General features: G+C 71.3%; 11 protein-coding genes. 4 read left to right on the top strand and 7 right to left on the bottom strand.

The features are described from left to right. On the top strand, nucleotides 1-1435 hold a 1435-nt coding region (locus AB0B89_RS32015), incomplete at its 5' end, for an FG-GAP repeat protein (RefSeq protein ID WP_358560246.1). A gap of 163 nt (nucleotides 1436-1598) precedes the next feature. Here the strand turns inward: AB0B89_RS32015 and AB0B89_RS32020 are convergent. The 4 genes from AB0B89_RS32020 to AB0B89_RS32035 form a co-directional block, all read right to left on the bottom strand. After that, entirely contained in the window at nucleotides 1599-3170 is a 1572-nt protein-coding gene (locus AB0B89_RS32020) for an alkaline phosphatase D family protein (RefSeq protein ID WP_358560248.1), read from the bottom strand. A 177-nt stretch (nucleotides 3171-3347) separates the two neighbouring features. Next, complete coding sequence (locus AB0B89_RS32025) at nucleotides 3348-3620, bottom strand: GlsB/YeaQ/YmgE family stress response membrane protein (protein ID WP_358560250.1); 273 nt, start codon at nucleotides 3618-3620, stop codon at nucleotides 3348-3350. Between the two features lie 127 nt (nucleotides 3621-3747). Continuing rightward, nucleotides 3748-4344 (bottom strand): HAD family phosphatase, encoded by a 597-nt coding sequence (locus AB0B89_RS32030; RefSeq protein WP_358560252.1) that lies wholly within the window; start codon nucleotides 4342-4344, stop codon nucleotides 3748-3750. Nucleotides 4345-4364: 20 nt separating this feature from the next. Beyond that, nucleotides 4365-5216: a hypothetical protein gene (locus tag AB0B89_RS32035; protein WP_358560254.1), complete on the bottom strand. Its 852-nt coding sequence runs from the start codon at nucleotides 5214-5216 to the stop codon at nucleotides 4365-4367. Nucleotides 5217-5460: 244 nt separating this feature from the next. Between AB0B89_RS32035 and arfB the strand changes: the two genes are divergently transcribed. Further along, nucleotides 5461-5886 carry an alternative ribosome rescue aminoacyl-tRNA hydrolase ArfB gene (gene arfB, locus AB0B89_RS32040; protein ID WP_358560256.1) on the top strand — a complete coding sequence of 142 codons (426 nt, stop codon included), beginning with the start codon at nucleotides 5461-5463 and terminating at the stop codon, nucleotides 5884-5886. 21 nt (nucleotides 5887-5907) lie between these two features. Here the strand turns inward: arfB and AB0B89_RS32045 are convergent, their stop codons facing one another. From AB0B89_RS32045 to AB0B89_RS32055, 3 genes are all read right to left on the bottom strand, one after another. Then, on the bottom strand, nucleotides 5908-6546 hold the full coding sequence (locus AB0B89_RS32045) for a hypothetical protein (RefSeq protein ID WP_358560258.1): 639 nt from the start codon (nucleotides 6544-6546) through the stop codon (nucleotides 5908-5910). 39 nt (nucleotides 6547-6585) lie between these two features. Further along, nucleotides 6586-7329 carry an HAD-IIA family hydrolase gene (locus AB0B89_RS32050; protein ID WP_358560266.1) on the bottom strand — a complete coding sequence of 248 codons (744 nt, stop codon included), beginning with the start codon at nucleotides 7327-7329 and terminating at the stop codon, nucleotides 6586-6588. Between the two features lie 125 nt (nucleotides 7330-7454). Then, a complete protein-coding gene (locus tag AB0B89_RS32055) occupies nucleotides 7455-8363 on the bottom strand; it encodes a TIGR03619 family F420-dependent LLM class oxidoreductase (RefSeq protein ID WP_358560260.1) in 909 nt (302 codons plus the stop codon). A 163-nt stretch (nucleotides 8364-8526) separates the two neighbouring features. Between AB0B89_RS32055 and AB0B89_RS32060 the strand changes: the two genes are divergently transcribed. Both AB0B89_RS32060 and AB0B89_RS32065 read left to right on the top strand, forming a co-directional pair. Beyond that, nucleotides 8527-9372 carry a phosphotransferase gene (locus AB0B89_RS32060; RefSeq protein ID WP_358560262.1) on the top strand — a complete coding sequence of 282 codons (846 nt, stop codon included), beginning with the start codon at nucleotides 8527-8529 and terminating at the stop codon, nucleotides 9370-9372. Nucleotides 9373-9406: 34 nt separating this feature from the next. After that, on the top strand, nucleotides 9407-9673 hold the full coding sequence (locus AB0B89_RS32065; protein WP_358560264.1) for a zf-TFIIB domain-containing protein: 267 nt from the start codon (nucleotides 9407-9409) through the stop codon (nucleotides 9671-9673). The last annotated feature ends 39 nt before the right edge of the window (nucleotides 9674-9712 follow it).

Genomic DNA, 9712 nt, shown 5'->3' on the forward strand with positions numbered 1-9712 from the left:
TCCCGAAGGCCGGGTAGATCCGCTCAAGGTAGTAGTCGCGCTCGGCCTCGGGGATGTCCCCGGGAAGCCGGCCGCCGTCGTGCCGTCGCGCGCCGGCGCCCTGGCGTGCGACACGCCCGATCTGGCCGTCGCCGCGCCGTACGACACCGTGGACGGCCAGACGCGCGCGGGGACGGTCACGCTCTTCCGCGGGACGTCGAAGGAGACGGTGCTCTCGCAGGGCACCTCCGGGATCGCGGACACGCCCGAGCGCGGCGACTCGTTCGGGTCCGCGGTCGTCCGGGGCGACTTCAACGGGGACGGCTGCGCCGACCTCGCGATCGGCGCGTCGGAGGAGTTCGCGGGCACTCCGGTGCCGGACGGCGCCGACGGCAACGGCATCGTGCACCTCATGTACGGCACGGCCCACGGGCTGAAGCCCGCGGGCACGCTCGACGTGACCCGGCTCGGCCGGGACAGGGACACCGACCGGTTCGGGGCGGCTTTGGCCGCCGGGGACCTCGACGGCGACGGGGACGACGAGCTGGTGGTCGGCATCCCCGGGCTGGACGAGGGTGGCGGAGCCGGGGTCTTCGGCCTGAACGGGCGCAAGCCGTACGGCAGGGGAACCCTCATCACCCAGGCGACGTCATGGGTGGCGCAGGACCACTCCGAGACCGACCAGTTCGGCGCCGCCGTCGCGGTCGGCGACTTCGACGGCGACGGGAAGGCCGAGCTCGCGGTGGGCGCTCCCGGCGACACCGTCGGCACCACCACGGGAGGCGGCTCGGTGACGATCGCCGACCTCCGGGCGAGGCAGGCGGGCGTCTACACCCAGAACAGCCCCGGCGTGTCCGGCGAGGCCGAGAAGTACGACGCCTTCGGCGCGACGCTCGCCGCCGGGGACTTCGACCATGACGGCCGCGACGACCTGGCCGTCGGCGTCCCCGGAGAGGGCCTGGACGCCTTCCAGGACGGGCCGATGTACGGCAACGGCGGCGTGCACGTCCTTTACGGGACGGGCCGGGGGCTCACCGCCATCGGCAGCGAGTTCTGGTCGCGCAGGACCAAGGGCATCCGGGGCACCAGCCTGAACACCGACCGGCTCGGCTCGGCGCTCGCCGCAGGGGACCTCAACGGGGACGGCGACGCGGAGCTGGCCATCGGGCTTCCCGGCAGTGGCATGGTCCTGGTGCTCGCCGGCACCCGTACGGGCGGGCTGACGGCGCGGCACCACGTGATCGTCAGGGGGAGGAAGGGCCACCCCGGCGACCTGTACGGCTCGACGGTCGCGATCACCGGCTCCGGCCTGGTCGTCGGCGCCCCGGGCGCGGGACGCGTCACGCTGATCCCCTCCAGCGTGAGGAAGGGGTCCTACACCGGGCTGCGCCCGGCGGACGCCCGCCTGCTGACGGGAGACGCGGGCGGCCTCTTCGGCTTCGCCGTCGCCCCCTGAACGGATCGCTCCTGCCCGGCTCCACCCTGCGATTCCCCTCCACGCCTGGACGAGGCTCCTCCCCTGGATCAAGCTCTTCCCTTGGATGAGTTTCCGCCCTTGGATGAGGCTCCACCCCGACGACAAGAGAGGTGAGATCGGCCGCCCACGGGACTCGGGCCGGTCAGGTGAGGACGCGTTCCCCCGCCGGGATCGTGAAGGTCGCCGCGGTCTTGGCCGGGGCGCCCCTGCGGCTGATGTAGTCGAGCGTCCGGAAGTCGGCCTTCAGCTCCTCCGGCGTGGCCGTGCACATGATGTAGCCCCGGCGCTCGTTGACGAACCTCAGCCGCGGGTTCTCGGCGAGAAGCGCCGCGTCCCTGGCCGGGTCGTGGTAGCCGTCTCCGTCGCTGGAGATGGACGTGCTCACGAGCTCCACCCCGACCCGTTCGGCGTCGGGGTCGTCGAAGTCCGCCACGAGATCGGCGGCCGAGGCCACGTGGGCGTCTCCCGTCAGCACGACCGGGTTGCCCGCCCCCGAGGAGGACAGCGCGCCGAGCAGCCGGTCGCGCTCGGCCGGGTAGCCGTCCCAGGCGTCGACGTTCAGCTCCCTGCCGGGGCCGAGGTGGTAGTCGCGCTGGCCCACGATGATCTGCTGGGCGATGAGGTCCCAGGTGCCGGGCGAGGAGCGCAGGCCTCCGGCCAGCCACTTCAGCTGGTCGTCCCCCAGCATGACCCGCTCCTGGCCGAGGCGCTCGTCGCAGCCCGACCGCATCCCGTCGTCGCACGGCTGGTGGTCGCGGAACTGGCGGGTGTCGAGCATGTGGAAGGTCGCCAGCGAGCCCCACTCGATCCTTCGGTTGATCTTGATGTGCGTGCCGCGGGCGACGGCGGACCTGCGCAGGGGCATGTGCTCGTAGTAGGCCTGGAATCCGGCCGCCTTGCGGGCCGCGAAGCCCGGGACGAGCGTGCCGGGGTTGTCGCCGGCCCAGTTGTTCTCGACCTCGTGGTCGTCGAAGATGACGACCCACGGGCTCTTCCTGTGGGCGAACTGCAGGTCGGGGTCGGTCTTGTACTGCGCGTGCCGCACCCGGTAGTCGGCCAGCGTCTGCAGCTTGCCGCCCGCGTGGCGCCGCACGTTGCCGTCCGCCGCCGTGTAGACGCCGCCGGAGTACTCGTAGATGTAGTCGCCCAGGTGGACCACCAGGTCGGGGTCCTGCTCGGCCATCCGGCGGTAGGCCGTGTAGTAGCCGTGCTCGTACTGCGCGCACGACACGGCCGCGAAACTGAGGGAGTTCGCCGTGGTCGGCGCGGTACGGGTGCGTCCCACCCGCGAGAGATGACCGTTCGCCCGGAACCGGTAGAAGTACTCCCGTCCCGGCTGGAGTCCCTCGACCTCCACGTGGACCGTGTGCGCGGACCCGGCGCGTGCGGTCGCCGTACCGGTGCGCACCACCTGGCGGAACCGCTCGTCGGCGGCGACCTGCCAGTCCACCTCGACGTCGCGGCCCGGCATGCCGCCGTGGCCGTCCTCGGCGAGGGGGGCGGGCGCGAGACGGGTCCACAGCACGAATCCGTCCGCCGCCGGGTCGCCGGAGGCGATTCCCAGCGTGAACGGATCCGGTGCGGTACGGCCCGCGCGCGCGGGCGCGAGCCACGAAGCGGGGGTGGACGCGCCGGCCGAAGCGGGCAGGATCAGGCTCCCTGCTCCCGCGGCGGCGGCGATCATGAACACTCTGCGTGAGGGGTTCTGCTCCACGACTCAAGTGCAGGCGGCCCGGCTGACCTGCGGGCGAGGTCGTGATGTCGTCCACGTGAACAGCTGCGGGACAGGCAAGCGGATTACCCACCGTGGCTGAACGCCCGCCGACGCCGAGGCGACCGTTTACGGCACGCCAGGCGAAGTTCGCGGGCGGGCGGGGGGACGCCCCGGCGGTCAGGACACTTTGCGTCTGCCGTACAGCGAGGAGGCGAGCAGGACCCCGATGATGGCGAGGACGATCTGGATGATCAGCTCGATCCAGTCGATGCCCTTGGTGTTGGCGACCCCGAGACCGCCGGCGATCGCCGTGCCGATGAGGGCCGCGACGATACCGATCAGGATGGTCAGCCAGATCGGGATGTTCTGCCGGCCGGGGATGAGGAGCCGCGCGAGCACGCCGATCACCAGGCCGACGATGATCGCGCTGATAATGCCGGTGACATGCATCTTCACCCTCCGTTATTCGGTTGTCATCCGTATTCCCACGAGACGGGCGATCGATACGTCACCGCAGGTCAGACGAGTGAAATATGGTAAATGACGCTTTTCGCCATGTCCGGAGAATGGTATTTCATTATGAACCGGTCAGTACCGTCTCCAGGTCCCCGCGCAACGATCCGGCGTCACGGAAATGGACGGCGGCCATTCCCGCCGACTCCGCGCCGTTGACGTTCACCAGGCGGTCGTCGACGAACACGAAGTCCGCCGGCCGGGCGCCGAGCCCCGCCGCCACCCTCAGGTAGATCTCCGCGTCGGGCTTCACCAGGCCCATGTGGCCGCTGTAGAAACGGGCGTTCATGCTCTGGATCCACGGCAGTCGCTCGATGCCGTCGGCGAGGCAGATCGGGGCGTTCGACAGCAGCGCCACCGGGCGGCCGGAGGCCCTGAGCTCCGAGAGGATCGCCACGGTGTCCTCGTTGGCATGCGACCAGCTCTCGACGTCGAGCGTGACCAGGCGCTCGACCTCGGCGCCGCGCACCGGCCGTTCGAGCACCTCCGACCAGTAAGCGCCGGGCGTCAGCGCGCCCCGGTCGAAATCGAGCCGGTGCTGCCAGTAGCCCTGCCAGAAGCGGCCCGGCTCGATGCCCGAAGCCTCCGCCAGGCGCCCGCGATCGGCCTCCGGCTGGGCGTGGGACAGCACTTCCCCGTAGTCGAACAGCACCCATTTCATGATCGCGATATTACCGAACGTCAGGCCTTGAGGAAGGGCTCCACGTACTCGTTCACGGCCCCGCAGCCCAGGTAGTTGCGCACCGTGTGGAAGTCCGCCCAGTCGATGTTGACCTTCTCGTCGCGGGTCACCCCGTCGAAACGGCTCTTCAGCGTCCCCGGGATGGCGGCGATGTCGTCCTTGTCGGCGATGTTCACCCATCGGCCCACGCCGCGGGGGCACCTGCCGCGCCCCGCCTGGGGCAACGGCTGGAGCCGCTCGAAGACGACCCCGCGCATCGCCAGCGGGCTGCCGAGCGTGATGAGCAGCTCGACCGACAGATCGGGATGCGCCCACAGCGCCTCGTACGCCACTACGCTGCCCAGCGAGTGGGCGATGACCACCTTGGGCCGGTTGCGGCGGATCGCGTCGGCCACGGCGTCCCGCGACCGGACCCTCGCGGCGGCGTCGGCACTGGCGAAGTAGGCCGCGACCTCCGGGCAGAAGTCCTCGGCGAAGCTCGTGGCGTGCGGGCCGAGTTTCATGAGCAGCCATTCGGCGACGCGGTGGATCACCCCGGTGAGCGTCTCGCCCGCGAAGCTCCCCGCACCGCCCATCTGCCTCATCCAGTCGGCCAGCACGAGCTGGGAGGCCGAGTCCATCATCCGCAGGTCGCGCTTGGCCGCCGGGGGAGTCTCCTTGCGGAGCAGGTGGGCGTAGTACGCCACCTCACTGACGTAGGACTGCCCGGTGTACGGAGCGCCGCCCGCCAGCCCGGCGTGCAGGTAACGGTCCCACTTGGCGCGCATGGCGTCCGCCGCCCCCGTGGCCGAGCCCGCGGCCTGGAAGTAGCGGTACTTGCCGATGCCGTGAACCCCCACGATCGCGGTCACCGCACGGCCTCCCAGGGTCGCTGACGTACTCGGCTCCGCGGGTACGGCCGAGGTTCGAGAACACTTCGGGAACAGGGACACTTTGCCCGAGCCTGACGATCACCACAAGGCGGCGCACTAGCACGGCACAAGACAGTCGCCTGCCGGGAAGAGAGGCTCACAAGCGGGTCACAAGCCCTACGAGAGCGGCGATGCCGAACAAATAGGTTGATCGGTGGTGGGACCTTGCGGTTACCCTGGGGGAATGCCTGGTCCGCCTCACGTCCGCGGCTCGGTCTCCATCCCGGAGGCCGAGCTCAGCTGGCGTTTCTCCCGTTCCTCCGGGCCGGGCGGCCAGGGCGTGAACACCACCGACAGCCGCGTCGAGCTGAGCTTCGACCTCGCGGCCACGACCGCCCTCCCGCAGCCGCTCAAGGACCGCGCGCTGGAGCGGCTGAGCTCGCGGCTCGTCGACGGGGTGATCACGATCGCCGCCTCGGAGTACCGCTCACAGCTCCGCAACCGCGAGGCCGCCAAGCTCCGGCTGACGCATCTGATCGACCAGGCCATCGCTCCCCCGCCGAAGAAGCGCCGGGCGACCAAGCCCTCCCGCCGCGCGGTCGAGCGCCGCCTGACGGCCAAGAAGCACCGCTCCGACGTCAAGCGCCTGCGCCGCGGCGACGAAGGCTGATCCCCCGTCCTGGTCCGAGGGTCAGACGCGGCGGTCCTCCATCTCCCAGATGTGGTCGATCACGTGCCAGGCGATCCGCCGCGCGGCGTACCGGGCGGGCCACCCGCCGGGCACGAGCGGCGAGCCGTCGGAGGGCTTGCTCAGCACCTCGGCGATCTCGTCGCGCATCGCGGCCCGCGCCGTGTGGTCTCCGGGAGGGAACGGCCGGTGCCGCACCCCGATCTTGCGCGCGTACGACCGCTCGGCCTCGATCACGTGCGCCACCATCTTGTCGCGGTCCCTGCCGCCGCCGCGCGGGCCCTTGCGAAGCTCTTCGGGCGAGACGGCCGCCACCTCGTCGAAGACCTCCCAGGCGGCCCGCACGAGCGCGGTGTCGCGTTCGGCGACCGCGGCGTCCACCGCCTGCGCGTCGACGGCGGGGATCGCCGAGGGGGCGCCGAAGTCGGTGGTGGTGTCACCGGGAGCCCGCTCCACCACGGTGAACGCGTCCGGCTCGAAGGGCAGCCCGGCCCGCTCGGCGATCACACGGTAGCGCGGCACGTACTCCGACAGGGCCTCGATCGCGCCCTCGTCCCCCTTGGCGACGCGGCACCACCCCGGCCAGTCGTACGCGCAGGCGAACACCCTCTTGGCCCCGATTTCCAGATATATGTCGGTCATATAGGCATACTCCCCATAAAACCTGACAGAACGCGGCAGCTATTCGACCAGTTCCACGAGGTCGGCCACGGACCGCACCACGCGGGAGGGCCGGAACGGGTAGCGGTCGATCTGGTCCCTGGTGGTCACCCCGGTGAGCACGAGGATCGTGTGCAGCCCGGCCTCCATGCCGGACACGATGTCGGTGTCCATCCGGTCGCCGATCATCGCGGTGCTCTCGCTGTGGCCGTCGATGGCGTTCAGCGCGCTGCGCATCATCATCGGGTTCGGCTTGCCCACGAAGTACGGCTCGACGCCCGTCGCCTTGGTGATCATCGCGGCGACCGCCCCGCAGGCGGGCAGGGATCCCTCGTTGGACGGGCCCACGGCGTCGGGGTTGGTCGCGATGAAGCGGGCCCCGGCGTCGATGAGCCGGATCGCGCGCGTTATCGCCGTGAAGCTGTAGGTGCGGGTCTCGCCCAGCACGACGTAGTCGGGGTCGATGTCGGTCAGGACGTACCCCGACTCGTGCAGGGCCGTGGTCAGCCCCGCCTCGCCGATCACGTACGCCGAGCCCCCGGGACGCTGGTCGTCGAGGAACCTCGCCGTGGCCAGCGCCGAGGTCCAGATCGCCTCGGGAGGCACCTCAAGGCCGGCGCCTCGCAGCCGCACGGACAGGTCACGGGGCGTGTAGATGGAGTTGTTGGTCAGCACGAGGAACCGTTTGCCCAGGTCACGAAGCCTGCGGATGAACTCGTCGGCTCCGGGCACGGGGCTTCCCTCGTGGACGAGGACACCGTCCATGTCGGACAGCCAGCACTCGATCGGCTTGCGCTCGTCCACCGTTCCCCCGCGTTCGACGCCTTGGCTCACGAAACCAGGATGACAGGTGTACGGGCGACATCCGACCGGTCACCTCATCGTGCGCACTACGCCCGGGGAGCCATCGCCTCCAGCGTCTCCTCCGCGCGGCGCAGGGACGCGGCCGGGTCCGCGTCCGGGGAGCTGATCTCGGGGTCGAAGTTGAGGTCGTGGAACAGCTCGGTCACCCCCGCGGCCCCCAGCGCCTCGATGTCCAACCGGATCTCCTCCGGGGATCCGGTCAGCATCGGCCGGTCGGGCAGGCCGGCCTCGCGCAGCCTGGTGACGCCCCTGACGATGAACCTCAGCGCGCCGGGATCGCGCCCGGCGGCCCGAGCCGCGTCCTTTACAATGTAGATCTGGTCGTGGATGGATGGCAGGTCGGCGCGGCTGGAGCTGATCCAGCCGTCGGCGAGCTGCCCGGCGCGCCTGAGCGCCACCTCGGCGGTCCCCCCGAGCAGCACGGGCGGCGGCGCGGGCCTCGGCTTCGGGTCCTGGTGGGACGGCGGGATCTCGTAGAACTCCCCCTTGTGGGAGATGATGTCCTCGGTCCAGAGCCGCCGCAGGACCTGGAGGTACTCCACCGCCCTGCGCCCGCGGCTCTCGATGGGCACGCCCGAGGCGACGAACTCCTCGGGAAGCCAGCCGAGGCCGAGACCCGCGTCGAGCCGCCCGCCGGTGACGTCCTGCAGGGTGGCGAGCTGCTTGGCCAGCAGCACCGGGGAGAAGAACGGCATGTTGAGCACCGCGACGCCGAGCCGGACGCGGCTGGTGACGCCCGCGAGGAACGACAGCGTCACGATGGGATCCCGCACGCTGCGGTAGACGGGCCCCATCGGATGGCCCACCGGGTACAGCAGCCGCTGGAAGGCCCAGAGCGAGTCGTAGCCGAGCTCCTCCGCGCGCCGCGCGACCAGGAGCATGTTGGCGGGCGTCGCCCACGAGCCCGAGACCGGTACCCCGAAGCCAATCCTCATGACGTCCACCCTATGGCCACGCCCGTAGATTGGACCGGTGACCGTGCGGTGCGGAGAAGTGTCGGCGACCCCCCTGACCGAGCGACTGGCCGAGATCGCGCGAGCCTCGGCGCCAGGGGCAGCGCGGCCTGCCGGGGACGTGAGAGTGCTGAAGGACACCGGCGTGACGGTGGTCCGTGCCGGCGACGTCGTGGCGAAGGCCCATCCGGCGGGCACCGGCGAGGCGGACCTGACGGCCCGCCTGCGTGCGGCCGGCGCGCTTCCCGGGGTGCTGCTGCCGCCGCTGGACCAGCGGGTACGACGCGCCGGGGACCGGCTGGTCACGGTGTGGCCGGCGGGCGAGCCGGTGGACCCGGCCGATCCGGAGGCGGCCCCCTGGGAGGCCGCGGCCGAACTGCTCGCCCGGCTGCACGCGGTCCCCGCCGACGGCCTCATTCCGCCGCACGCCGGCCCGGCGGACGCCCTCGTCCTGCCTCCCGCGGGCGGACCGGCCAGGCTGCTCGCGGCCCTCGCCCGGCTCGACGACCTCACCGCCGGCACCGGGGACGGCCGGTACGCGGCCCCTGCGGGCGTCATCCGGGAGGCGTACCTGTCCCTGCCCTCCGGCGTGGCCGGCGCGCGGCCCGGCGCCGGGCTGCTGACGCATGGCGACTGGCATCTCGGCCAGATCGTCCGCTACCAGGGCGCGTGGCTCCTCATCGATGTCGACGACCTCGGCGCCGGGACCCCGTCGTGGGATCTGGCCCGGCCCGCCGCCTGGTTCGCGACCGGGTTCCTGTCCCCCGATCTGTGGCGGCGGTTCCTGTCGGCCTACCTCGGCGCGGGCGGATCCGCCGTGTCCCACGGCGATCCGTGGCGGGAACTCGATGTACCGGCCCGCGCGTTGACGATCCAGTTGGCGGCCACCGCGGTGGCGTCGGCGCGCACCGAGGGCCGTCCTCTGGACGATGTGGAGCAGGACCTCGTCTCCTCCTGCGGGAGGATCATCCGCGCCGCCGCGCCGCAGTAAGGTCGTCTGAGGCCACTCTAAGGAGACCGACTCGATGCGTTGCCCGAAGTGCCAGGGTTCCATGCGGACCTACGACCGCAACGGTGTCCACATTGAGCAGTGCGACAACTGCCGCGGCATCTTCCTGGACTACGGAGAGCTCGAAACCCTGTCCCGGGTCGAGAGCCAGTGGGCCCAGCAGCAGTACTCCGCCCCGCCGCCGCCACCGCAGCACGGCGGACCGGCCTGGGGCGTGCCGCACCACGGGGGTCACCGCGGTCACCACCAGCGCAGCTGGGTGGGCATGCTCTTCTCCAGCTAGACACCCGTCCAGGATCGGGTGCCGGGTGACCGGTCGTCC

This window comes from Sphaerisporangium sp. NPDC049002 (assembly GCF_040649355.1).
GTDB lineage: Bacteria > Actinomycetota > Actinomycetes > Streptosporangiales > Streptosporangiaceae > Sphaerisporangium.

What these genes read in the sequence shown, in the direction of transcription:
- AB0B89_RS32025 (WP_358560250.1), bottom strand. Translation starts at nt 3,620, where the DNA reads ATGCATGTCACCGGCATTATCAGCGCGATCATCGTCGGCCTGGTGATC.
- AB0B89_RS32030 (WP_358560252.1), bottom strand. Translation starts at nt 4,344, where the DNA reads ATGAAATGGGTGCTGTTCGACTACGGGGAAGTGCTGTCCCACGCCCAG.
- arfB (WP_358560256.1), top strand. Translation starts at nt 5,461, where the DNA reads ATGCCTGGTCCGCCTCACGTCCGCGGCTCGGTCTCCATCCCGGAGGCC.
- AB0B89_RS32045 (WP_358560258.1), bottom strand. Translation starts at nt 6,546, where the DNA reads ATGACCGACATATATCTGGAAATCGGGGCCAAGAGGGTGTTCGCCTGC.
- AB0B89_RS32050 (WP_358560266.1), bottom strand. Translation starts at nt 7,329, where the DNA reads ATGGACGGTGTCCTCGTCCACGAGGGAAGCCCCGTGCCCGGAGCCGAC.
- AB0B89_RS32055 (WP_358560260.1), bottom strand. Translation starts at nt 8,363, where the DNA reads ATGAGGATTGGCTTCGGGGTACCGGTCTCGGGCTCGTGGGCGACGCCC.
- AB0B89_RS32065 (WP_358560264.1), top strand. Translation starts at nt 9,407, where the DNA reads ATGCGTTGCCCGAAGTGCCAGGGTTCCATGCGGACCTACGACCGCAAC.